This is a genomic window from Bacteroidota bacterium (genome assembly GCA_018692315.1).
Taxonomy (GTDB): Bacteria; Bacteroidota; Bacteroidia; order Bacteroidales; family JABHKC01; genus JABHKC01.
Genome location: JABHKC010000154.1, coordinates 1 through 23,373 on the forward strand (window position 1 = coordinate 1; position 23,373 = coordinate 23,373).

The following is a 23,373-nucleotide window of genomic DNA, read 5'->3' on the forward strand; positions in this document are numbered from 1 at the left end:
TAGCTAAAAAACAAAAGGAGGTAAAAATGTAAATTCAAATACAAAATCATGACAGCCCTAAAAGCTGAATGGGAAAGCTATATCTAGTATTCTTTATTGAGAATTTGTGACTGGCTGATTATTTTTGTTGCGGAATTACTGGATTTTTCTGTTTTATTATTTTAAGCAAAGTTAAATATCTATATTTGCGGCAAATTTTAAAGTGATTTTTTTAATAAAATTAATTTTTGAATATGAAAAAAAATGTTTTAATTATCGGTGCAGCCGGTAGAGATTTTCACAATTTTAATACATATTACAGAGGTAATACTTTGTATAATGTAGTTGCTTTTACTGCTGCTCAAATCCCAGATATTGATGGTAGGAAATATCCGGCAGAACTTGCAGGCGACTTATATCCTGAGGGTATTCCAATCTATGCAGAAGAAGAATTAACAGCTTTGATAAAAGACCTAAAAGTTGACGATTGTGTATTTTCATATAGCGACGTAACTTACCAAAAAGTTATGGCAATGAGTGCTATTGTAAATGCCGCCGGAGCAAATTTTGTTTTGCTCGGAGCCAAAGACACTATGGTGAAAAGTACAAAACCTGTTATTGCAGTTGGTGCTGTTCGTACAGGTTGCGGAAAAAGCCAGACTTCACGTAGAGTTATTGAATTGCTTATGGCAAAAGGCCTTAAAGTTGTAGCAGTTCGTCACCCAATGCCTTATGGCGATTTGGTTGCACAAAAAGTTCAGCGATTTGCAGAAGTTGCCGACCTCGAAAAACACAAATGTACAGTTGAAGAAATGGAAGAATATGAACCACATGTAGTTCGCGGAAACGTGATTTATGCAGGTGTCGATTATGAAGCAATTGTTAGAGCAGCCGAAAAAGATCCTGATGGTTGCGATGTTGTGCTTTGGGATGGTGGAAATAACGATTTCCCTTTCTACAAACCTGATTTGAATATTACAGTAGTTGATCCTCATCGTCCGGGACACGAATTAACTTATTATCCTGGCGAAGCTACTTTGCGTTTGGCTGACGTTGCTGTTATTAACAAAATGGACAGTGCCAATGCAGATGCTATCCAAACAGTTCGCGAAAGTATTGCCAAAGTTGCACCGGATGCAATAGTTGTTGATGCTGCTTCTCCAATAAAAGTTGACAATCCTGAGCTTATTAAAGGCAAAAAAGTTTTGGTTGTTGAAGATGGTCCAACATTGACTCACGGCGAAATGAAACTTGGAGCCGGAACAATTGCAGCAATGAAATTCGGAGCTGCTGAACTTATTGATCCTCGTCCATTTACAGTAGGAAAACTTAGCGAAACTTTCGAAATTTATCCAAATATTGGAACTCTTCTTCCAGCAATGGGATATGGTGAGCAACAACTTAAAGACCTCGAATCTACAATCAACAATACAGATTGCGATTCAGTAATTATTGGAACTCCTATCGATTTGAATAGAATTGTAAAAATTGATAAACCAAACACTCGTGTTTATTACGATTTGCAAGAAATTGGATATCCAAACTTAGAGCAAGTAATCGAAGATTTTGTTGCAAAACATAATTTGTAAGAATCAGATATTTCGAATATTGAAATAATAAAATCCTCCTATATTTTTTAGGAGGGTTTTTTTTTGCATTATATTTTAGAAGTTGAACAATCCTTTCAAAATCATAAAATCGTAACTAATCAGTATAGGAAACTTGAATTTAATAATAAGCTTTCTCTGTGAAACTCAGTGTCTTCTTTGCAATTCTTTGTGAAATAGCTATTACACAAAGTTGCTCGGAGAAGCACAAAGTGGCACAAAGATTAAAAATAAATTAGTAACAAATCATTAAATGATAATAAATTTTAACATATAAACTAAAGCAAAATTAATAATCTAAGTGCAAAGTTCGCAAAGAAAACATATTCAACAACTTAGCGTACTTTGCGTAAAACATAGCATTCTTTGCAGTTAAAATTCACTTCGCAACAATCATAAATTCAACACTTTAAACAGGTTGATTAGTTACAGAAATTATTTATGAACCGTATTATTATTACTTTTCAGTAAACTGATTAGTTGCCTTTAATCTACAAACCTTTGAAATTCCCAAATCTTCCTATCTTTGCATTTTTAAATTATTTTTATGAAAAAAACTAAAATTCTGATACTACTTTTTTTAATAAGCATAAGTTTGTTTGCACAAATACCTGCCGGATATTACGATGGAACGGAAGGATTGTATGGCGAAAACTTGAAAGAAAAACTTAACGATATAATCAAAGGACATTCAGAGCAGAGCTATACATATTTGAAGACCATCCTGAAAGAATCTGACGAAGATCCAAATAATTCGAACAATGTAATTTTGCTTTATACCGGAAGGTCTCAATCGAAAACCTCGTTTGGTGGAAATGCTGACGATTGGAATCGCGAACATGTATGGGCAAAATCTCATGGCGATTTTGGAGACAATCCTCCTTGCGGAACCGATGCACATCACATTAGGCCCACCGATGCTTCGGTAAACAGTGCCCGCGGAAATCTCGATTTTGATGATGGAGGAAGTCAACACAGCGAAGCTACTGGTTGCTACTACGATGGAAATTCCTGGGAGCCAAGAGATGAGGTAAAAGGCGATGTTGCAAGAATGATATTTTATATGGCAGTTCGCTACGAAGGTGAAAATGGGGAGCCAAATCTCGAAATGGCAGATGATGTTAACACCTCACCTCAGCCACTTCATGGAAAAATGAGCACACTGCTTGCATGGCACCAGCAAGACCCACCCGACAGTTTTGAGCAAAACCGAAACGATGTAATTTATTCATATCAAAACAACAGAAATCCTTTTGTCGATCATCCGGAGTTTGTAAACAATATTTGGGGTTCTACTCAGAATATTCCTGAATTTCTCACAAATCCAATTGGACAGGCAACTGTGGGAATCGAATATAGGTATGATATTTCAGTGGAAGATGGAAATTCAAACCAAATGTTTTTTGGATCTACAGTTTTGCCGGAATGGTTAAATTTTTACGATAATCTCGACAATACTGCTGCTTTAATAGGTACACCCACAGAAATTAATATTGGTTTCCAACAGGTCGAAATTTACGTAACTAACAATATTTCCGATACTGTTTTTCAATCGTTTGCAATTCAGGTTAGCAATTCTAATTCAATTGCAAAAAATGAAATTGAAAACATAAATATTTACCCAAATCCTGCCCATAGCTTCGTAAATGTAGATTTATGTGCAGAACAGTTAAATTCATATCAATTATTGATTTACAATGAATGTGGAAAACTTATGAAACTGAGGAATTTTGAAGGAAACAATAAAATCGAAAATATTGATATTTCTGATTTAAAAAACGGATTTTATTTTATGAAAATTATTTCGGATAAATCTGTTTTGTATGATAAATTAATAATAAAATAATTCAAAATATGTTGTTTTTAAAATTGATATTATTGTCAGTTGGACTAATTTCTATAGCAATGCTGTTTCTCGCTACCCAAATTTTGCTAAAGAAGAACGGAAAATTTCCAATAACCTCAGTTGGAAAAAATCCGGAAATGCGAAAGAGAGGGCTAAGCTGTGCCAAATGCGATGAACAGAGCAGATGTCATAAAATTAAGGAATTAAAAGATTTGGAATAAAACAAATACAAAATTTCATAATAATTCGTTTTCAAAGAATGATAAATGAAATTTGAAATAACAAATGATTGAACTTCAGAAAATTAACAAAAGTTATACAACCAGCTCAACCAACCTTCACGTCCTAAAAGGAATTGAGTTAAATATCGATAAAGGCGAGTTTGTCTCAATAATGGGCTCGTCCGGTTCCGGAAAATCTACATTGCTAAATATTATTGGGATTTTAGATTCCTACGACTCCGGTAAATATCTATTAGACGGTAAGCTCATGAAGGACTTGTCGGAAACAAAATCAGCATTTTATAGAAATCAATTTATTGGTTTTGTTTTTCAGTCCTTCAATTTGATCCCTTTTAAGACGGCTTTAGAAAATGTAGCTCTACCGCTTTATTATCAAAATGTTAGAAGAAAAAAAAGGCATTCTATTGCTTTAGAATATCTTGATAAAATGGGCTTGAAAGATTGGGCTAGCCATTTTCCGAGTGAAATGTCGGGTGGCGAAAAACAAAGAGTTGCAATTGCACGTGCACTAATTTCAAATCCAAAAGTAATTCTCGCCGACGAACCTACAGGTGCTCTCGATTCAACAACCTCATACGAAGTTTTAGATATTTTGCATGATATCAATAAAAGTGGAATCACAATAGTTATAGTTACTCACGAACACGATATTGCTGAAAAAACCGATAGAATAATTCGTTTGAAAGATGGGATTATTGAAAATTAATCAAATTTGAATAATTGAAATGAGCGATATTCAGGACAAAATATTGAAGTTTACTAATTCTGAGAATATTAACGATTCCTTAGAATTGGTTTTTTCTGAATATTTGAAATTCAAAACTTTTTATTTGAAAAATGAAATTAGCCGTTTCGAATTGAAGTGGAGTGTGAATTTCGATGAGTTTAAGAAAATATTCGATCAAATGGCTAATTTCAAAACTAAGGAAATTGAAGAAGATATTGAAGAATGGGGATCTTTGATTTCTGAATTGGATTATTTTGTTGAATATCAGAAAAATGGAATAGAATAGTAAGGACTGAAAGCCAGGCAGTTAAAAGCACAGGGTGGAATGAAATGAAATCCTGTGAAATATGACATAATGAAAACAAAAGGGCTGAAAGCCCGATAGATATAAGAGTTTCAAAATTTAATCCTACACATCATTTTTAATTCAGTTTTGGTATTGCCATCAATTTCATCCAAGCCGGAACCAATTGTTTCTTTATCAGAATAATAGGTTCGAGACAGACGCAACCAAAAACTAATTTTGTTGTAAGGCGAATATTTTAATAATAAATATGTTCTTGTGCCTTTCGAATAAAATGCAGGAACTGAGAAGGCGTATAAAACATCGTTTTCGTAGGTATAGATTCGGGAATTCCAGGATTCAGTATCGAAAATTGCATATCTGAAAACTAAAGACAATGGAGTTTTCGAAAATTGGTAACGAATATCCTGAAAAAGCAAATAGCCTAACTCTCTACTTTTATTTTCTTCATCGAAAATCATATATTCAATTCTATTTCTTAAGGAAATATTTTTGGCAACTTCGTAAGAAATATGGTATCTGAACTTTGAAATTATAGTAGTTCCAACAGCTTCAATAGTCTGATTTTCACAATCTAAATTCTGTGGTTTAAGTTCATGTTTATATCTAAAATACATATTGATGTTTCTATGAAACAATCTGCATTGCAAAGAATATTCAGAACCTTTTGATGGTAAATTTATTTGGTGTTTCAACCAAGGAAAACTGTAAGTATCGAAATATGCAGAAACTGAAATATTCTTGAATAGAAAAATCTCACTTGCAAAATAAATTCCATTTTCATTTGAATTATCGGAACTTTCCGAGAAGGAATTGCTGTTCAATGCCTGATAGTCAGGTTCATATTTTCTATGTAAAACCGATGTTGTGATTCTATCATTTAGTTGAATTAAAACTCCATTTAGACTACCAAATGCAAGGTTTTGACTTATAGCAGTTTCGCCGAAAAAAATCAAATTCTTAAACGAATATTGATAGTCGATCCCAATATTTGAATTTTGTTTTCCAGAAAAATCAAATAACTGATATGGCTGATTACCTTGCGTAAATTCCGCACTATAATTGCTATTTACTAAAGTGATGCCCGACTTAAATTTTCTATGGAGAAAAGTAAGATTTGCTCCTGCAATTTGTTCGATATTTGCATGCTTATCTTCTAACTCATTGTATGTTCTGTGGTAGCCTGAAGTCTGGAATGAGCTAACCGATAAAATCTCATTATCGATAGTATCAGATTCGGCAATATTGGCATCAATTTTTTTTCTTGAAAAAAAGGCAGTAAAGCTAAATTTCTTGAAATCGAAAGTAGCAGCCACACCCCTTTGAAAATTGTTCTCATTCACAGAAGAATATTTTTTAATGCCAATTGGATTTTTCTTAATGTTGTTTACATTGTCTATTGATTTGTAGAAACTTAAGCCCGACCATAAACACAAGCCTTGTCCGAATTGGGTTTCGAAATCGCCTATAACAAGGGTTTTGATTTTCCAGATATTATTTAATTGTATAAAGCCAGAGTAGTAGTCGAAACCATTTTTTTGACTTCCCTGAAAAAACTCTTCCCCGTTGTCTTTTTCGGCGGTTATTCCGAATAAAATTTTATTATGATAATTGAATTTATATCTCGTGTAGATTTTTATTGGACTGCCAAGATATCTTGAATTTGGGTTTTCGGCCAAGGCAGAATCGGCGATTGGAGAATATCCAACTTGCTCTTCAAGTATTTGAGTACTACGCATTAAAACCTGATTGTTCCCATATTTGATAGCTTTTTTAGGAGAAATTATTTCTGTGTGGGTTTTCTCAAAAATTATAATAAATGGCAGTAAATTTTCCAACACTTTTCTACTATAACCATCAATCAATAAAATTTCATATTCGGAATATAAATTTCCATTTTCGATAATATATTGAAGTAGATTATTAATTTGAATTTCATTCAGAAATTGCAATTTTGCAAGCTCATCTTTATTTGTTGAGTTTAGATTTATTGGATTATCATAGAAGAATAACAAATTTTCAAGCAAACTTGTATAATCAATTTCATATTCCGAATCTTCTGCAATATTTTCAATAAAACTTTCAACAAAATTTTGTTTTGTAAAAACATCATCCTGTGCAAAAGTTGAGTTTCCCAGAAAAAATAATATAGCTATAAAAATTACAGAAAATGATTTGAGAATCAAAGAATTTGGAGGTTCAAATATAAGTGATTTAAAATACATGCTTCTTCTTTTAAAGTTCAGAAAACTACCGATTTGCGAAAGAAAAGTGCATTTCATTTTTTTTCTTCCCACTTAATTTAGTAGGTTTTGCTTGTAATTAAAAAGTATAGCCAATGGAAAAATGCGGTGTTGTTCCAAAAATTTCGTGCCTTGAAAAAGCAATATCGGCAGAAAATTTTCTGAATAAATATCCAATCCCAAAAGAGAAATTCGCAGGATTAGTTCTAAATCCTGTTCTCAACAATACATTTTTGACTATAAGATATTCAATCCCAATTTTAAAAACCGAACTAAAATCTATATCTTTTTCTGTTTCAATACATATTGTGGTTTTTTCGTAAAATTTATATGCGACTCCAATTTTGAATATTGTTGGAACTTTTTCTTCTGTCGATTTTGATATTTGAGATTTCGTAGGATTGAAAATGTGTGCGCCAATAATTAGGTTTTCAACGGGTTCGGAAATTATTCCGGCTTCGATAACCATAGTTCCCTGATTGTCGAAATTGTCGTTTATAAATGTATTAAAATAATCGAACTGAATTCCAACCGAAAACTTTTCGCCAAAAGATTTTGCATATGAAAGTGCAATTTTACTTTCGTTGTATTCTGTAAAGCCAAAGTAGGATAAATTGAACGCAAAGACTCCCGATTTTGTTGGCAATGCCAATGCAAACGATTGAAGACCAAAATCATTGTTGAAAAATTTGTTTTCGTGATGAAATCCTAAGGATATTTTTTTCAATTTTGTCAAACCGGCCTGGTTGTGATGCACAGACCAAATGTCGGACAAACAGACGCTTGCATTGCTCATAGCAGCTTGTCGGGCTCCAATAGGATAATTATCATTTGCTGCAAAACTTGTTGAAATTAGCAAAATGATAAAAAGTTTCAGTAAAATCAGTTTTTTTTTCACTTACAGATTTTAAATTCAAAAAAAAGATAGTAAATTGAGTTTATAGTTTCATACTCAGTTATTTGAAATTAATTAAATAATGGTATTTTAATTGGTTTTACAAAATTATTGAACTCTAAATTCAAAATTATATTTGGTCAAATCTTCATTTGCTTTTATTATTTTAGTCTTAAGATTTTCTTTGAATTCTATAGTTTTTTGCATAATATTCTCATCACCACTTGCCAGGATTTGTGCTGCAAGAATTGCAGCATTTTGTGCACCATTCAGGCTTACAGTTGCTACCGGAATTCCCGGAGGCATTTGCAAAATAGAAAAAATAGAATCCATACCATTCAGACTTGCATTTATAGGAACTCCTATCACAGGAATTGGTGTCATAGCAGCAATCACGCCCGGTAGATGAGCTGCCATTCCGGCTCCGGCAATTATCACTTTTATGCCTTTATTTTTTGCTCCTTTAGCAAATTCTTCTACTTTTTTGGGAGTACGATGTGCCGACAATGCGTTAATCTCGAATGGGATTTCAAAATCGTTTAAGGTATTCGCTGCTTTTTCCATTACTTTCCAATCTGATGTACTACCCATTATTATACTAACTTTCGCTTTCATATATTTGAAAATTAATTGATGTTTTAACAATAAATTTATAATTTCGCAATATACTTAAATTAGATAAATTGAAATATGAAAAGGGTAAAAATAATAGATAAAGAGTTTGAGATTTCAATACCCTCAAGCGAAATTCAAAATATTATTTTTCGTTTAGCCGATAAAATGAATAATGATTTAAGAGCTAAGAAAGTTATTTTTCTGGGGATTTTGAATGGCTCTTTTATGTTTGCCGGTGATTTGTTCAAAAAAATTGATATCGATTGCCAAATTACCTTTCTAAAAGTTGCATCTTACGTTGGGACAAGTAGCTCAGGAAATGTTAAAAGGTTAATTGGTTTAAACGAAGATATTAAAGATCAGGTGGTTGTAATTTTGGAAGATATTGTTGATACCGGAATTACTCTTGACAATATTATTAAACAACTAAAAGGATACGAACCTTCAGAAATTAGAGTTGCGACATTACTTTTTAAGCCGGAAGCTTATCAAAAAGAAATTAAGATTGATTATATCGGAAAAGAAATTCCGAATGATTTTATTGTTGGTTATGGGCTGGATTATAATGGTTTTGGCAGAAATTTAGAAGATATTTACACTCTGGTGTAAAATTTTTGTTTTTCGGAAAATATTTATAATTGTTTAAAAATTGATAGATTTTGAAAAGGAATAAAATATTTGAATGAATAAGTTGTTGGATATTTAGTTTTTTTTCATTTTTGTAGAAAATATTTGACAAATTTGATAATAGATATAAACAAGACGGAATAGTAACAAAACAACAAAATTATGTTAAACATTGCTTTATTTGGACCTCCAGGAGCAGGAAAAGGGACACAGTCAAAACTCCTTTTAGAAAAGTACAACCTTATTTATATTTCTACGGGAGATATTCTTCGCAAGGAAATAGCTGACAGAACAGAACTCGGCATGCAAGCAAAATCGTTTATCGATGCCGGAAATTTGGTTCCTGAAGAATTAATCATTAGATTGATCGAAAACAAAATTGTACAAAACTATGATGTAAAAGGATTTCTATTTGATGGATTTCCAAGAACATTAGTTCAGGCCTACATTCTTGAAGCTCTGTTGTTAAAATTTCATACCGGCCTGACTTGTATGCTAAGCCTTGATGTACCAAACAATATTACTACAAAAAGGTTGCTACTTCGTGGAAAAGAATCTGGCAGATCAGATGATTCCAGTGAAGTAATTATTAAACAACGACTTAAAGAGTATAAAAATAAAACAGCTCCGGTTGCAACATTTTACGAAGAACATGACAAATATTATCTCGTAAATGGAGTTGGAGAAATTGATAGTATTTTCACACGCCTTGTAAGTACTATCGAATCTTCAATCAATGAAGTTTGGCTTAATGTTGTTCTTACAGGACCTCCTGGTGCAGGAAAAGGGACTCAAGCAGCATTGTTGGCAAACAAATACAATCTCACGCATCTTGCCACTGGAGAAATGTTAAGGGAGGAAGTAGAAAATGAAACTGAGATAGGTAAGCAAGCTAAACCCTTTCTTGATGTTGGAGATTTGGTTCCAGACGAAATAGTTATAAGATTATTAGAAAGAGAGATAAATAGAAATCCAGAAACACGTGGTTTCGTTTTCGATGGCTTTCCTTCAAATGTAATTCAGGCATATATACTTGATGGCTTATTGAGAAGACGACAATCGGCAATTTCTTGTGCCATTAATATGGAAGTCCCAGTGCTTGAACTAATAAAAAGACTGAGAGCAAGAGGAAAAATATCAAATAGAATTTACGATGCAAATGTTGAAATTATTATTCACAGATTAGAAGAATATATGAAGAAACGTGAGGCATTGGCTAGCTATTTCCACAAACAAGATATTTTCTATTCTATTGATGGAGTAGGGGATATTGATAGTGTTTTCAATCAAATATGTTCATCGGTCGATATTGTTTTCAAACATGGGAAATAGCAATTTTATTGACTATATCAAGATTTTTTGCAAGTCAGGAAATGGCGGTAGCGGCTCAACTCATTTGCATAGAGACAAAATTACTCTAAAAGGCGGACCCGATGGCGGAAACGGAGGAAAAGGTTCCAATATCGTATTAAGAGGAAATAATAATTATTGGACTTTATTGCATTTGCGTTACAGAAAACATATTCTCGGTAAAAATGGTGAGAATGGCTCTGCAAATAACAAAACCGGAGCCGATGGTGATAATGTAATTATTGATGTTCCGCTTGGGACAATTGCACGAGATTTCGAAACAAATGAGATTATTGCGGAAATCACCGAACACAATCAAAAAGAGATATTTCAGAAAGGTGGTAGAGGCGGATTAGGAAATACTAACTTCAAAAGTTCCACCCATCAAACCCCGCGATTTGCACAAGAGGGAGAAGAAGGATTGGAAGGCTGGAAAGTTCTTGAATTAAAGATTCTTGCTGATGTTGGACTTGTAGGTTTTCCGAATGCTGGAAAATCGACATTATTGGCGGCAATCTCTGCAGCTAAACCTAAAATTGCAAATTATCCATTTACAACTCTAGTTCCAAATCTTGGAATAGTTAGTTATTACGATTATAAATCTTTTGTGGTGGCAGATATTCCCGGAATTATTGAAGGTGCTGCCGAAGGAAAAGGGCTTGGATTACGATTTTTGAGGCATATTGAGCGAAATTCCATTTTGCTTTTTATGGTACCCTCCGATAGTGAAGATATTCATAAGGAATACAAAATTCTTCTCGGCGAATTGGAAAAATATAATCCCGAATTGTTAGATAAAAAAAGAATTTTGGCAATCTCAAAATCCGATTTTTTAGACGATGAACTTATAGAAGAAATTGAGAAGGATTTGCCGGATATACCATACATTTTTATATCGGCGATTACAAATTCCGGACTTACAGAATTGAAGGATAAAATTTGGCGGGAATTGGTTTAGGTTTTTGATTTTTACCTCTTCTGTAAAATTGAATTCTATAATGGTTTTGTTAGAATTTCATATCTTCTTTCTGATTGAAATTTAATAGCATCTTATAAAGTAAATAGAGTTTCTATGCCTATTGTAAATTCTTTATGATTGGCCGAAATTCTATTTTTGATCCAATTCCATATACATCTCTTCAATCCCAACAACCATTTTATCCCACGAAAATCGTTTCTTCTCAATTTTCACATTTGCTTCAAATTCGTTTATCCTATCATTTTCATAGAAGTCAATTATCGATTCTGCAATAGAATTTGGGTCTCTTTCGCAAACATAACCAACTTTCTGGTGGGGAACAATTTCAGCTAAACCTCCAACATTGGTTACCAACATGGAGCGGTTGAAGTGATAAGCAATTTGTGTTACTCCGCTTTGTGTAGCAGTATGATACGGCTGAACAACCATATCGCAAGCTGCAAAATAGTATCGAACTTCGCTGCTGGGAATAAATTTGTCTGATATAATTATACTTTCTTCTAAATCGTTTTTCTTAATCAAATTTAAGTAGCCTACTTTGTCTTCATAAAATTCGCCGGCAATAATAGCCTTTATTCCTAATTCTTTGACTTTTATATTCGCCATCGCTTCAATCAACAAATCAAGTCCTTTATATTTTCTAATAATACCAAAAAAAAGTATATATCGATTTTCTTGCTTTAGTTGCAAGTAATTTTTCCCATCGCTTTTGTTTACACTGCCCCCAAAAATATTGTAAATAGGGTGTGGAATGAATTTTTTATATTTGTTGTTTGAAATTTCCGATAAGTCATCCAGAACCGATTCGGCAAGTGTTATGAATCCATCGCATGAATTTGCAAAATATTTCACTAAAGTGTTTGAAAAAATAAAACTTTCGTGCGGTATAATATTGTGAGTAACTGCTATTACCCGGATATTCGTTTTTCGTTTTATCAATCGGGCAATAGTTCCAAGAGCAGGTGCCATAAACGGCATCCAGTAATGAATAACAACTAAATCAGGGTTTTCATTTTTCACTTTTTTTGCAGTTCTAATCCACGACAGAGGATTAATTGAACTAATTAGAGATTCAATTTTGAAATCTTTGGGGGCTGATCCGGTGTCGAACTGAGTTTTTCCGGGAAAAAATGATTTTGGATATTGTAGATAGAACGAAACAATTTTTGAATCTCTTCCTTTTTGAACAAAAGCTTTACAAAGTGCCTCGTTAAAATTAGCAATTCCACCTCTTAGCGGAAAAGCAGGACCAATATTTATGTTTTTTATATTCACAACTTACTTTTTCTCAATAAAATAGATTATTTCATTTCTATCGAACTTGAGTTTTTCTAATTCATTTGGCGAAAATTCCTTAGCAAAATCATTTTCTGTAACTTTGAAACCAACAGATCGTAGTTTTTCGGCATAATCTAAACCGTAAAGTCTCAAATGATCTTTTTGCCAGAAATGCTTTTCGCGTTCAAACGGATCTGTTATGGTTTTATCTTCATAGGTTTCTTTTCTTGATATATCAATAGGTACTTGTAAAATTGCAAAGCCGCCTATTTTTAAAACTCTAAATATTTCCTGCATTGCTTTCAAGTCGTTATCAACATGTTCCAGCACATGATTACAAATGAAAACATCGAAAATATTTTCTTGAAAAGGAATATTTTCGATATTAAATTTAACATCGGCAAGTGGCGAAACCAAATCTCCTGTTTGGTAATCAAGATTTTTTAGATTCCTGAACTTTTTAAGAAATGGCTGTTCGGGAGCCATGTGCATCACTTTTAGTTTTGATGTGAAAAAGCTGGTTTTCTTTTTCAGGAATAGCCACAATAGTCTGTGTCGTTCGAGCGACAAACAGTTTGGACACAATACATTATCTCGGCGTTTTACGGCTCCGTAGGGCAAAAATTTACGGAAATTGCGTTCACAGACTGGGCAATATACATTTTTGCCAATGTAAAAAATTGATATTATTTTACTAAAAATAAAGCTGAACCTAATTAAAATAGGTCGCGGTATATTTCGCATCAACCAACTTATAAAATCTTTCACTATTTCTAATTAATAAAGTTTTGTGTTAAATTCAAATTATAATTTCTATAGGGCAATTGTTCATAAAAACGGCTATTTCTATTCCGGTTATTTTGATAGAATTAGAACTCTAAATTGTTTTTTCAACATTATATTTATTCCTCTCAGGCGAACTTCTTGAGACAAGCTCTGCAAGAAAACCTGCTAAAAACAATTGAACGCCAATGATTATCGAGAGCAAGGCAATATAAAATAATGGTTGCTCAACTATTTCTCTAACTGGCAGATGATTGAAAACATTGTATATTTTTTTTGCAATCAGCCATATAGAAACAAAACCACCGCTGAGAAACATAATAGTCCCGATTGTTCCAAAAAAGTGCATTGGTCGTTTGCTAAATTTCGAGATGAATGAAATAGAAATTAAGTCTAAGAAACCGTTCACAAATCTTTCTATACCGAATTTTGTAACACCGTATTTTCTTTCCTGATGTTGAACAACTTTTTCGCCAATTCTTTTAAACCCAGCCTGTTTTGCAAGTATTGGCATATATCTGTGCATTTCTCCATAAACTTCGATGCTTTTGATAACATTTTTTTTGTAGGCTTTCAAACCGCAATTAAAATCGTGAAGTTTAATTTTTGAAACTTTGCGAGCGGTAGCATTATAGAGTTTTGTGGGAATAGTTTTTGTTATTGGATCATGTCGCTTTTTTTTCCAACCCGAAACAAGGTCGAAATTATCGACTGTTATCATTTTATACAAGTCCGGAATTTCATCGGGGCTATCCTGCAAATCGGCATCCATTGTAATAATTACTTCGCCCTTCACATGTTCGAACCCGCAAAAAAGCGCTGCTGCTTTTCCATGATTTCTTCTAAATTTAATTCCTCGAATTTCTTTGTTTTTTGCTGATAATTCTTCAATCACTTGCCACGAATTGTCAGTACTGCCATCATCTACAAATATTATTTCATAAGTGAAATTATTTGTATGCATCACACGTTTTATCCAATCGTGTAGCTCTTTCAAGGATTCTATTTCATTGAATAATGGAATGACTACGGAAATATCCATTGAGACTTTCTTTGTTTTTTTATTGTAATTTTTTTAATCAGGGGTAAAACTATTCTATTTCGGCCATATCTTCAATAAATGGATCTCCTTCCTTTTTAATAAAAATAGAAATAAGAAGGGATAAAATGAAACCAATAAATGTTACTCCAATAATAGTAGTAATGGTAAAAACTAAAGGTGTCATCCATACCTGTGAGGTACTTATTATCATTTCAACATCATCTTCACTCATTCCATTGTTTAGTAATTCTTCAATTTGCATATCTTTCATTTTCTGAATAGCCTCTGTATCTATTACTGTATGAAAAATATATACATAAAAAGCATTTAAAATTGAAGCAAAAAAACTTATTAATGTTCCGGTACCTAAAGCCTTAGAATATGTGATAAATCCTTTTTGATAATTATCGCGATAAGATTTCATTGTTAGGTACAATGTTGCTGCAATTACTGCATATGATAGATATTGCATCTTTGGATTGAGATTCATATCTAACATATAAAGAACAATTGAATAACAAATTAACACTAATCCCAGTATAGCACCAAGATTCATTGATGGTTTTATATTTGACACTTTTTGATTTTCCATATTTTTAATTTTTTAATTAACTGAAATAATTACAATTTATTCTTTTGATTCTTGAAAATAATCTTTCGGAGTTTCAATTTCTACATCCGAAGAAATTATGCTTAGATTATTAACATCTGTAGTAATATAAAATATCCTGCAATTGTTTTCCCATTTCGATTTCACTTCTATTGGGTAATTTTTTACAATTTTTTCGGAATCTTTGGCAATACCCGATTCGTAGTCGTGAGGCTCCCAAACAAGATAGAAATTTGGGTCGTTTCCGGAGATTCGAAGTGCGGCTTTACGTATTTTTTTTGTTTTTTCTTCAAAAGTTTCTCGGGTCATAACATAAAGCTGGTTATCAATATCTTCTTGATTTTCACATAGTTGATAACCTATGCTTTTGTTATAGCTGATTGCCTTTTCGTTTTCCTTCAAAATTCTAATATACGACTCTTTTCCATTCAAGAAGTAGAAATTCATTTCAATTAGAATTAGAGAAGCTAAAACAGGAGCTATTGAGTTTTCGTATTTGTTGCTTTTAAGGAATAGCCCCGATTCAGACTTTTGATTCCCATATCTATCAAATCCTTTTTCGTTTATTACACCAATTTTCTCATTTTTATATATTATTATGTAATAAAAATTGTCTGGATTGTCAATCATTTCAAACCATGCTTTTTGCATTTCAGGAGTAATGTATTCACGATATTCCATTTTTTCTCTAACATAGTCGGAATTTCGCCATTCTCTCACCATCTCAATGTCTTCTTCTCGAATTCTCTGCAAAGTCAAGCCGTACTTAATCAATTTCATATCATGCATTATTTTTCACAAAAGTAATATTTGAAATTGATTTTTTCTACTGATTTTGAATTTTTGTTAAATTTGCTAATAAATCCTATTGATGACTACTTGAATGTAATTTATAGGATTTTAATATCTCTATGACTTGAAGATATTCGGATGAATATTTCAAAGAAAAAAAGTGCCCAGAACAAGACTCGAACTTGCACATCCAAATGGACACATGGCCCTCAACCATGCGCGTCTACCAATTCCGCCACCTGGGCTTTTCAGCCTGCAAAAATAGAAATATTCTTTTGCAAACTACATTTTTTATTTTAAATTATTTTATTATTCAATTGTTCAATTATGTGATTTTTAAGTTTCCTTCAAAAACTAAGTTTTCGAAAAACCATATGAATCTTTTCTAAAATGATCTTTTATAGCGATATCAATCTCAAAAATCTATAAATAGTTCTTCAGTAAGCCAGTTTTATCGTTAAATTCATTAATTTTTTTGTCCCAGTAATCTAATTTTGAATATTTAGAATTCCAATAATTATCATCATACCATTGATCATCAAGCTCTTCAACAGTTTTACCTTGTTGTTCTACCCAGGTAAAATACTTCAGATTGTGCATCCTTTTTTTATCATAATAGTTCAATTCTATCATGTTGTCGGTTTTGATTCCATGAAGTTTGCCTTCGTAGTCGATGGCAGCATTTTTCTGTTTATATTCACCTAATTTAATTTTTGATTCCTGTAATCTTGATTTATACATTTCCATAGAATCAGTAGCTACAGTAAAAACGAAATCGTTTTCGTTCATTTCATAATATTTAGCCATTTTTATTGCTCCAATAATATTTGCAATAGACGAAATCCCAAAGAGATGCAAATTATCGACAACATTTTCAGGTACTCCATTGTAAATAAGTTCCTCTTTCCCATTTCCATTATTGAACAAATTCATTAGGTTTATACAGACTTCATCGTCAATAGCAGCAACTAAGTCCATATTTTTTATGTTATGAATCCAAGGAACATGTTTGTCGCCAATACCTTCAATTCTATGTCCTCCATATCCATTGTAAAGCAAAGTAGGACATTGTAGAGCTTCTCCTGCTCCAATTTTTATTTGTGGAAATTTTTCGCGAAGATAATCGGCACTACCGAGCGTGCCAGCCGAACCTTGTGTTAGAAACATGGCTTTCAATCGGCTCTTTTCTGTTTTTTCGTTGATGAAAATTTCTTCTATGGTTTTTCCGGTAACTCCATAATGCCACAATGAGTTTCCAAATTCGCTGAATTGATTGAGTGTTACTATTTTATCCCCGCGTTCGGTTTCAAGTTGTTTTACTTTGTCGTAAATTTCTTTTACATTGCTTTCGCAACCTGGCGTAGCAATAACTTCTGCTCCGACCTTATGCAACCATTCAAATCGTTCGGGAGACATTTCTTCCGGCAATACTGCTATAGATTCGCAACCCAACAAATATGAATCATAAGCTCCTCCTCTGCAATAGTTTCCGGTTGAGGGCCAAAGGGCTTTCTGACAAGTAGGATCAAATTTTCCTGTAATTAGTTTTTCGACCAAAGGCCCAAAAGTTGCTCCAACTTTATGTGCACCTGTTGGAAAATATTTTCCTATTAGTACAAATATACGTGCTTTAACTCCTGATAATTCTTGAGGAATTTCAATATAATTCGCTTTTGCGAAACCGCCGCCCGACTCTATTGGTTCATTTTTCCAACTAATTCTGAAAAGGTTTAAGGAATTCAAATCCCACAAACCAATATTTTTTAACCCATTTTTTATCTTTTCAGGAATGAGCTCAGGATTTGCCATTTGGGCATAAGTTGGGAGAATAATGTTGCGTTCGCGGCATTGTTTTATTGTTTTGTCTAAAACGATTTTGTTTTTTTCTGTCATCTTTTTTCTGCTTGATATAGTGTTTTTTATTTTATTGATTATCTAAAAACAATTTCTCCTTAATTTCAGGAATCAGCTTCAATTTCGTGGCTTTTTCAAACAAAGTTTCTATTGCTTTTTTTCCTTCTTTTTTCAATGAAAAAGTGAAATCATTTGCATAAAGATCAATATGTTTTGAAATAACATTGTTGTCAATTTCTTGTGCATATTTTTTAACGAAATCGAAACTTGATTGCGGATTATTTTTGGCAAATTCTATACTTTTTTTCAGAACACGTTCAATCTTTAGTTTTGTATTATTTTCAAGATTTCTTCTTACGGCAATACAACCCAGAGGAATTGGCAGCTTGGTTTCATTTTCCCAAAATTCACCTAAATCTATTATTTTTTTCAATCCTTTTTTTTCGTAAGTAAAACGACTTTCGTGAATAATTAGACCTGCATCAACTTCATTGCTTAAAACTACTTCTTCGATATCTGAAAAAAGATATTCATGTTTTTTTTTAGCTTCTGGAAATGCAATTCCCAGCAAAAGGTTGGCTGTTGTATATTTGCCAGGAATTGCAATTTTTGCATCCTTCATCTCGTCTGGATAAATCTTTCGTTTGCTCACAAGCAATGGCCCATTGCCAAAGCCTAAAGCACTGCCTGCATCAAGTATCTGGAAATTTTCAGAAACATAGGCAAAAGCATGATAACTCAGTTTAACAATATCAATTTCATCATGCATAGCTAATTTGTTCAGATTTTCGATATCATCAATCAAGAATTTGAAGTTTAAACCTTCAGTATCAACTTTTTGATGAATCATTGCATCGAAAATGTAGGTGTCGTTCGGGCAGCTTGAAAAGGCGGTTTTTAAATTCATTAACCTAATTTTCAAAATTAGTTTGCAGGATAAATAAGCACTTCAGGAGCCGACATTTTTATCAAATAGCCTTCGCCAGGGGCCATAATAAAATTGCCAAGTATAAATTGAGGCCAATAAACTTGTCCTAAATCGTTTTTAGCTATAATAATGGAATAATTAATAGATGAGAGCATTAATTGTATGAGCGCCGGTGTTGTTCGCAAATAAGCAATCATGCTCCAACCCATTGGAAGATAGATTGGTGTAATTTCAGGAATTACTTGCACGCCATTAATATTTAAAGTATTGCTGTTTATCATTTTTATTAAATATCCTTGTCCAATGGTTAAATTGTGAATATTGTCAATTCCATAAGCGGGCCAATAGATAAATCCTAAATAATCTTTCATAATGTTGATGTCTGAAACTATTCCTGAGAAAATACTGTCGAGCGAATTGTTTGTAGGCTCAATGTAAGTCGAAAACATACTCCATCCTGCCACCAAATTTATTTGTTGAGAATCGCTGCTGCTACCAAAGACTTCTATAGTATCGCTATTTGTGCAAGAATTTATGTCTTCAATCAATACTGAATAAAATCCTGAATTAGAAACTGTTATTGTTTGAGTTGTTTCACCTGTTGACCAAAGATAATTAGAAAATCCTGCCCCTGCATCAATCACTGAGCCGGTAGGCGATAAAGCAATATCTGAACCCAAATCGACAATTGGCATAGGATTAATAAGTATTTGAAATGTATCGCTCGTAAAATAACCATTTTCTTCAACTTCTAATGAAATTTCTTTTAATCCGGAATTTGTCCATTGAACCTGAAAAGTGCCATCGGGATAATTACCGCCAACGACAGTTCCGCTATCTAAATCCCAGTTGTAGCTGGCAGCAATTGTTCCTGAGCCAGTGTATGTGATTTCTGTGGTGTCCTCTAAGCATGGATTTCCATCTACCATAAAATCGGCTGTGAGCATAGGATGAACAGTTATACTTAATGATGAATCTGTGAATGTTCCAACATTGATAGGAAATCCTAAAATACTAATATAAACATCAAATGTTATATACATGTTATGAATACCGGCAGTACCAATTGCTGGCGTACCGTATAATTCGATACAATACCATTGCCCAGGATAAAATGAACTTGCATAAACCGAATAATTTATACCTGAAATCAAATTTGATACTGAAACATTAGCAAGGTGATGAATAACCACACCTTGCGCTTCGGGAGGAGGAGTGAAAGTTATTACTTGATCGTAAGGAAATCCTTCCATCAATTCCGGTATAGTGTCTGGACAAAACTCGCCATCGTTGTCAGGATCAGTACAATTTGGATCTGGTGTACATTGAGCAGAGATATTATTTGAGAAAAGCCATAAAATTGCAACTACGAGTATTGGTTTTAACATTTTCATAATCTTTATTTTTAATCAAATTAATAATCAAAAGTAAAAAAATATTGGGAATATTTGGCGTTTTCATTTTTAAGTGGGCTAAATAGTGGTTTTAAGAAAACGTCAATAACTTCGTTATGCTCGTGTTTAATAAAAGTCATTTACAAAAGTAAACTCCTGATATTAAACACTTCACAAGCCTTGTTCTTGTCGCTTTCTTAAAAACCACCTCAGAAATAGTAGGTTTTCTTAGATGCACTAAATAGTGTCTCAAAGAAAACAGTTTAAATTAAAAATATCTCTTTTTGCGATATTTCGACTTTTTTCATTTGTTTAATATAGAAGCATTTACTGCATGAAAGAAAATAGAAATCTCATCAAAAATAAATTATTTTATAAAAATTGCCTTTTTTCTAAGATAAACTAAATACAAAAAAACAAACTATTTAGTTTCCCACCACCAATTATCAAAGCCGTCCTTAAATCGCAAGTCTATGGTAAGGTCGCTTAAAGCAAGTGTATCGAGTGTACGAGCAGAAAGGTATTTATTTGGAATAGTTTTGTCGAAAATTGCTGAAAAAATTCCAACACCATTCTCAATATTTGTGAAAGCTGGTTTCTCCTGAACAATGCCTTGAGAAGGTCCGTTTACTTCAATATATGTGTTTAAATCGTCTGTGCCTACAACAAAAATAAAATCTAAACTACGCATTTCTCTTTTAATTTCTTGGGTAGCTTCAAGAGAACCGGCCATAAATTTAAAAAAGGATTCTCCCGAAATTTGCATAATCATTTCAACTCCTTGATCTAAAGTTGTAGAAGTTTTAGTTGATTGTTTCCAGTCTAAATATTTATATTCGTCGGTACCGTCAAGATAAACCTCCCGATAATTTATTCTAATGGTTAAACCATAAATACGTGCATTTTCAACAGAATTAAACTCAACTTTATACGGTTCTGTGGAAACAAACGAAACTGTCTGCAGCACCTGAGTGGATGGTTTTCTAATATATAAATCTTTTAAAAGTGTAGTTGAAGCTGCAAGAGTTTTGTCAAGTTCAGGAATATAAATATTTAAATGATATTCATAACTTGTTGATAATTGTTCTGTAGTATAAAATAAAATATGATTGTCGGTGGTGAAAATTCCATCCTCACCATTGAAACCAATAGGATTTTTTTCTATTTCATTTGTTTTATATAAAGTTATAGCACTTCCTACTGTATCGTCATCTTTTACTTTATATAATTGAACTTCGGCATCATTGTAGTATATTGAATCAGATATTTGTGCCATTTCGTAAGCATCAGCTTCTCCGAGAAACGATTTTTCAAGTCTTACATAATGTGCAGTATCGTTCTGGTTTAGTAAACAATAAACAACCGAAATGTCCTGCCAGTCTGCGTTTATATCGAAATCAACTTCGCATGAATTGAAAATTATCAGTCCAAAAAATAAAACTATTATTTTTTTCATTTAAATTCTTTTGAGATTAATTAAATTTGACATTTTTGCATAAAATTATTTTTGGCAAATGTATAAATTTAATTGTGAATTATGAATTGTGAATTATCATTAATCAATAAACAAAATTCTATATTTAGTATTCTAAAGTGAATAATTAATAAAAATGAAAAAAATGGCAACATATAAAAGCTTCAGAAAAATAACTACTCATGTGCTGAATGAAATGAAACTTAGAGGTGAAAAGATTTCAATGCTTACGGCTTATGATTTCTCAATGGCACGTATTCTTGATGATTCGGGTATTGATGTAATTCTTGTTGGAGACTCTGCATCGAATGTTATGGCTGGTCATGAATCTACTTTACCCATCACCTTAAACGAGATGATATATCATGCAAGCTCTGTAGTTAGAGGTGTAAAACGAGCATTAGTGGTTGTCGATTTGCCTTTTGGAACCTATCAGGGAAATTCTAAAGAAGCCCTTTCTTCTGCTATTCGAATAATGAAAGAAACAGGTGCTCATGCAATAAAAATGGAGGGTGGCAAGGAGATACGTGAGTCAATAGAAAGAATATTGACGGCAGGAATTCCTGTTATGGGACATCTTGGTCTTACACCACAATCTATTCATAAATTTGGAACCTATGTGGTGCGGGCAAGAGAAGAAAACGAAGCAAAAAAACTTATCGAAGATTCGAAGATTCTTCAAGATTCAGGCTGCTTTGCAATTGTTTTGGAGAAAATTCCGGCTGAACTGGCAACACATGTTGCAAAAGAAGTGAGAATTCCGATTATTGGAATAGGTGCCGGTAAAAATGTTGATGGGCAAGTACTTGTTTTACACGATATGTTGGGAATTACACAGGAATTTTCTCCTCGCTTTTTGCGAAGATATCATAATCTTTTTGAAGAAATTAAAGGTGCGGTTTCAAACTATATAAACGATGTCAAAACCCTTGAATTTCCAAATAGTAAAGAACAATATTAATAGAAAAATTTTTAATAACTAAAAAAATAAATCAATGAAAATCATTAAAAGTGCCCTTATATTAGCTTTCATTTTTAGTTTTAATAATCATATTTTTTCGCAAAATGAAGAAAACGAAAAAGATTGTAATGTTAATTTGCGTGAATTTATTCAAAAACAAGATGTAGTAAAAGTTAAAGACGAGGTTTATATAGGAAAAATAAATGGCAAAAATTCTGTAGGAATGAGATTTTATGCTGTCGATTATTATCAACTAAACGATAGCTTAAATCATCTGAAAGGTATGAAAATTACTATTGAACAAAAGAGGGACGAAGCGAAATATCAAATTTCGTCTTATATAGATTTTGAACAATTAACTGAAATAGATAGTTTTCTTGCAAATATTAATGCAGAGGCAAGTACTTGGAAAAAAAGCAAAAAACCTTATTCAGAAATTGTTTTTAATACCAAAGACAACTTTGAGCTGAAGATCTCGCAAAGCGGTAAAAAGCAAAATGGATATGCTACAATTAGCAAAGAAAAATTCAAATTAACTTGTTCTTTTGGATACGTAAAAAAGAATTTGAAAAAGCTTGTTTCTATTTTCGATGAAGCTGATGAAATTTTAAATCCTAAGGTATCTTCAGAGGAAGTAGCATTTTAACAATCATAAGTTGGAGTTTATTCAATTTTCCATTCACTTCATTTATTCTTAATTTGTTTAGCCTGAATAATTCACAAATTTTCGTAACGAAAGTTCAAAATGTGTGTCAGATTTGAACTACCACAGATTTTTATTTTTGAGTAATAGCGAGCTATTTTGATGGAATAAAAATTGAGGACGGTCAATGATGATGTGCA

The 23,373-nt window shown here is 32.6% G+C and carries 22 protein-coding genes and 1 tRNA gene; 10 read left to right on the plus strand and 13 right to left on the minus strand.

Features of this window, described 5'->3' with window-relative positions; genetic code table 11:
* Positions 1 to 233: 233 nt before the first annotated feature.
* The 5 genes from HN894_11770 (at position 234) to HN894_11790 (ending at position 4,687) form a co-directional block, all read left to right on the plus strand.
* Positions 234 to 1,568 carry a GTPase gene (locus HN894_11770; GenBank protein MBT7143998.1) on the plus strand — a complete coding sequence of 445 codons (1,335 nt, stop codon included), beginning with the start codon at positions 234 to 236 and terminating at the stop codon, positions 1,566 to 1,568.
* A 565-nt stretch (positions 1,569 to 2,133) separates the two neighbouring features.
* Positions 2,134 to 3,432: a T9SS type A sorting domain-containing protein gene (locus HN894_11775; GenBank protein MBT7143999.1), complete on the plus strand. Its 1,299-nt coding sequence runs from the start codon at positions 2,134 to 2,136 to the stop codon at positions 3,430 to 3,432.
* Positions 3,433 to 3,440: 8 nt separating this feature from the next.
* A complete protein-coding gene (locus HN894_11780; protein MBT7144000.1) occupies positions 3,441 to 3,653 on the plus strand; it encodes a hypothetical protein in 213 nt (70 codons plus the stop codon).
* A gap of 64 nt (positions 3,654 to 3,717) precedes the next feature.
* Complete coding sequence (locus HN894_11785) at positions 3,718 to 4,380, plus strand: ABC transporter ATP-binding protein (protein ID MBT7144001.1); 663 nt, start codon at positions 3,718 to 3,720, stop codon at positions 4,378 to 4,380.
* A gap of 19 nt (positions 4,381 to 4,399) precedes the next feature.
* On the plus strand, positions 4,400 to 4,687 hold the full coding sequence (locus tag HN894_11790) for a hypothetical protein (protein ID MBT7144002.1): 288 nt from the start codon (positions 4,400 to 4,402) through the stop codon (positions 4,685 to 4,687).
* Between the two features lie 110 nt (positions 4,688 to 4,797).
* Here the strand turns inward: HN894_11790 and HN894_11795 are convergent, their stop codons facing one another.
* The 3 genes from HN894_11795 to purE all read right to left on the minus strand — a co-directional run bounded on the left by HN894_11795 (position 4,798) and on the right by purE (position 8,458).
* Positions 4,798 to 6,987 carry a hypothetical protein gene (locus HN894_11795; GenBank protein MBT7144003.1) on the minus strand — a complete coding sequence of 730 codons (2,190 nt, stop codon included), beginning with the start codon at positions 6,985 to 6,987 and terminating at the stop codon, positions 4,798 to 4,800.
* A gap of 40 nt (positions 6,988 to 7,027) precedes the next feature.
* Positions 7,028 to 7,846 (minus strand): hypothetical protein, encoded by an 819-nt coding sequence (locus tag HN894_11800; protein ID MBT7144004.1) that lies wholly within the window; start codon positions 7,844 to 7,846, stop codon positions 7,028 to 7,030.
* Between the two features lie 105 nt (positions 7,847 to 7,951).
* Complete coding sequence (gene purE, locus HN894_11805; protein ID MBT7144005.1) at positions 7,952 to 8,458, minus strand: 5-(carboxyamino)imidazole ribonucleotide mutase; 507 nt, start codon at positions 8,456 to 8,458, stop codon at positions 7,952 to 7,954.
* A 75-nt stretch (positions 8,459 to 8,533) separates the two neighbouring features.
* Here purE and hpt point away from each other — a divergent pair, with 75 nt between their 5' ends.
* The 3 genes from hpt to obgE all read left to right on the plus strand — a co-directional run bounded on the left by hpt (position 8,534) and on the right by obgE (position 11,393).
* Complete coding sequence (gene hpt, locus HN894_11810; protein MBT7144006.1) at positions 8,534 to 9,067, plus strand: hypoxanthine phosphoribosyltransferase; 534 nt, start codon at positions 8,534 to 8,536, stop codon at positions 9,065 to 9,067.
* Between the two features lie 180 nt (positions 9,068 to 9,247).
* Complete coding sequence (locus HN894_11815; protein ID MBT7144007.1) at positions 9,248 to 10,417, plus strand: adenylate kinase; 1,170 nt, start codon at positions 9,248 to 9,250, stop codon at positions 10,415 to 10,417.
* A complete protein-coding gene (gene obgE / locus HN894_11820; protein ID MBT7144008.1) occupies positions 10,407 to 11,393 on the plus strand; it encodes a GTPase ObgE in 987 nt (328 codons plus the stop codon). Before HN894_11815 ends, obgE begins: the two co-directional genes overlap by 11 nt.
* 150 nt (positions 11,394 to 11,543) lie before the next feature.
* Here obgE and HN894_11825 read toward each other — a convergent pair whose 3' ends face one another.
* From HN894_11825 to HN894_11870, 10 genes are all read right to left on the minus strand, one after another.
* Positions 11,544 to 12,689 carry a glycosyltransferase gene (locus HN894_11825; GenBank protein ID MBT7144009.1) on the minus strand — a complete coding sequence of 382 codons (1,146 nt, stop codon included), beginning with the start codon at positions 12,687 to 12,689 and terminating at the stop codon, positions 11,544 to 11,546.
* 3 nt (positions 12,690 to 12,692) lie between these two features.
* On the minus strand, positions 12,693 to 13,460 hold the full coding sequence (locus HN894_11830; protein MBT7144010.1) for a class I SAM-dependent methyltransferase: 768 nt from the start codon (positions 13,458 to 13,460) through the stop codon (positions 12,693 to 12,695).
* A 109-nt stretch (positions 13,461 to 13,569) separates the two neighbouring features.
* The gene (locus HN894_11835) at positions 13,570 to 14,517 is read right to left on the minus strand and encodes a glycosyltransferase family 2 protein (GenBank protein ID MBT7144011.1); all 948 of its coding nucleotides are present in this window, start codon (positions 14,515 to 14,517) and stop codon (positions 13,570 to 13,572) included.
* A gap of 49 nt (positions 14,518 to 14,566) precedes the next feature.
* The gene (locus HN894_11840) at positions 14,567 to 15,109 is read right to left on the minus strand and encodes a DUF4199 domain-containing protein (GenBank protein ID MBT7144012.1); all 543 of its coding nucleotides are present in this window, start codon (positions 15,107 to 15,109) and stop codon (positions 14,567 to 14,569) included.
* A gap of 36 nt (positions 15,110 to 15,145) precedes the next feature.
* Positions 15,146 to 15,907, minus strand: a complete 762-nt coding sequence (locus tag HN894_11845) for a GNAT family N-acetyltransferase (GenBank protein ID MBT7144013.1) — start codon at positions 15,905 to 15,907, stop codon at positions 15,146 to 15,148.
* Positions 15,908 to 16,080: 173 nt separating this feature from the next.
* Positions 16,081 to 16,164: transfer RNA gene (locus HN894_11850), tRNA-Leu, on the minus strand.
* Positions 16,165 to 16,342: 178 nt separating this feature from the next.
* Positions 16,343 to 17,812 (minus strand): pyridoxal-phosphate dependent enzyme, encoded by a 1,470-nt coding sequence (locus HN894_11855; protein MBT7144014.1) that lies wholly within the window; start codon positions 17,810 to 17,812, stop codon positions 16,343 to 16,345.
* A 31-nt stretch (positions 17,813 to 17,843) separates the two neighbouring features.
* Entirely contained in the window at positions 17,844 to 18,680 is an 837-nt protein-coding gene (locus HN894_11860) for a 1,4-dihydroxy-6-naphthoate synthase (protein ID MBT7144015.1), read from the minus strand.
* A gap of 17 nt (positions 18,681 to 18,697) precedes the next feature.
* On the minus strand, positions 18,698 to 20,095 hold the full coding sequence (locus HN894_11865; GenBank protein ID MBT7144016.1) for a hypothetical protein: 1,398 nt from the start codon (positions 20,093 to 20,095) through the stop codon (positions 18,698 to 18,700).
* A 421-nt stretch (positions 20,096 to 20,516) separates the two neighbouring features.
* Positions 20,517 to 21,551, minus strand: a complete 1,035-nt coding sequence (locus tag HN894_11870; GenBank protein ID MBT7144017.1) for a DUF4249 family protein — start codon at positions 21,549 to 21,551, stop codon at positions 20,517 to 20,519.
* 163 nt (positions 21,552 to 21,714) lie between these two features.
* Between HN894_11870 and panB the strand changes: the two genes are divergently transcribed.
* Both panB and HN894_11880 read left to right on the plus strand, forming a co-directional pair.
* Entirely contained in the window at positions 21,715 to 22,530 is an 816-nt protein-coding gene (panB, locus tag HN894_11875) for a 3-methyl-2-oxobutanoate hydroxymethyltransferase (GenBank protein MBT7144018.1), read from the plus strand.
* 34 nt (positions 22,531 to 22,564) lie between these two features.
* Positions 22,565 to 23,176, plus strand: coding sequence for a hypothetical protein (locus HN894_11880; GenBank protein ID MBT7144019.1), 612 nt, complete (start codon positions 22,565 to 22,567; stop codon positions 23,174 to 23,176).
* Positions 23,177 to 23,373 lie beyond the last annotated feature (197 nt).

Excerpts from the sequence above, each read along its gene's own strand:
- HN894_11880 (MBT7144019.1), top strand. The coding sequence starts at position 22,565 with ATGAAAATCATTAAAAGTGCCCTTATATTAGCTTTCATTTTTAGTTTT.
- HN894_11770 (MBT7143998.1), top strand. The coding sequence starts at position 234 with ATGAAAAAAAATGTTTTAATTATCGGTGCAGCCGGTAGAGATTTTCAC.
- HN894_11855 (MBT7144014.1), bottom strand. The coding sequence starts at position 17,812 with ATGACAGAAAAAAACAAAATCGTTTTAGACAAAACAATAAAACAATGC.
- HN894_11785 (MBT7144001.1), top strand. The coding sequence starts at position 3,718 with ATGATTGAACTTCAGAAAATTAACAAAAGTTATACAACCAGCTCAACC.
- HN894_11780 (MBT7144000.1), top strand. The coding sequence starts at position 3,441 with ATGTTGTTTTTAAAATTGATATTATTGTCAGTTGGACTAATTTCTATA.
- purE (MBT7144005.1), bottom strand. The coding sequence starts at position 8,458 with ATGAAAGCGAAAGTTAGTATAATAATGGGTAGTACATCAGATTGGAAA.
- HN894_11840 (MBT7144012.1), bottom strand. The coding sequence starts at position 15,109 with ATGGAAAATCAAAAAGTGTCAAATATAAAACCATCAATGAATCTTGGT.
- HN894_11835 (MBT7144011.1), bottom strand. The coding sequence starts at position 14,517 with ATGGATATTTCCGTAGTCATTCCATTATTCAATGAAATAGAATCCTTG.
- HN894_11845 (MBT7144013.1), bottom strand. The coding sequence starts at position 15,907 with ATGAAATTGATTAAGTACGGCTTGACTTTGCAGAGAATTCGAGAAGAA.
- HN894_11865 (MBT7144016.1), bottom strand. The coding sequence starts at position 20,095 with ATGAAAATGTTAAAACCAATACTCGTAGTTGCAATTTTATGGCTTTTC.
- HN894_11795 (MBT7144003.1), bottom strand. The coding sequence starts at position 6,987 with ATGAAATGCACTTTTCTTTCGCAAATCGGTAGTTTTCTGAACTTTAAA.
- hpt (MBT7144006.1), top strand. The coding sequence starts at position 8,534 with ATGAAAAGGGTAAAAATAATAGATAAAGAGTTTGAGATTTCAATACCC.
- HN894_11860 (MBT7144015.1), bottom strand. The coding sequence starts at position 18,680 with ATGAATTTAAAAACCGCCTTTTCAAGCTGCCCGAACGACACCTACATT.
- panB (MBT7144018.1), top strand. The coding sequence starts at position 21,715 with ATGGCAACATATAAAAGCTTCAGAAAAATAACTACTCATGTGCTGAAT.
- HN894_11775 (MBT7143999.1), top strand. The coding sequence starts at position 2,134 with ATGAAAAAAACTAAAATTCTGATACTACTTTTTTTAATAAGCATAAGT.
- obgE (MBT7144008.1), top strand. The coding sequence starts at position 10,407 with ATGGGAAATAGCAATTTTATTGACTATATCAAGATTTTTTGCAAGTCA.
- HN894_11790 (MBT7144002.1), top strand. The coding sequence starts at position 4,400 with ATGAGCGATATTCAGGACAAAATATTGAAGTTTACTAATTCTGAGAAT.
- HN894_11870 (MBT7144017.1), bottom strand. The coding sequence starts at position 21,551 with ATGAAAAAAATAATAGTTTTATTTTTTGGACTGATAATTTTCAATTCA.
- HN894_11815 (MBT7144007.1), top strand. The coding sequence starts at position 9,248 with ATGTTAAACATTGCTTTATTTGGACCTCCAGGAGCAGGAAAAGGGACA.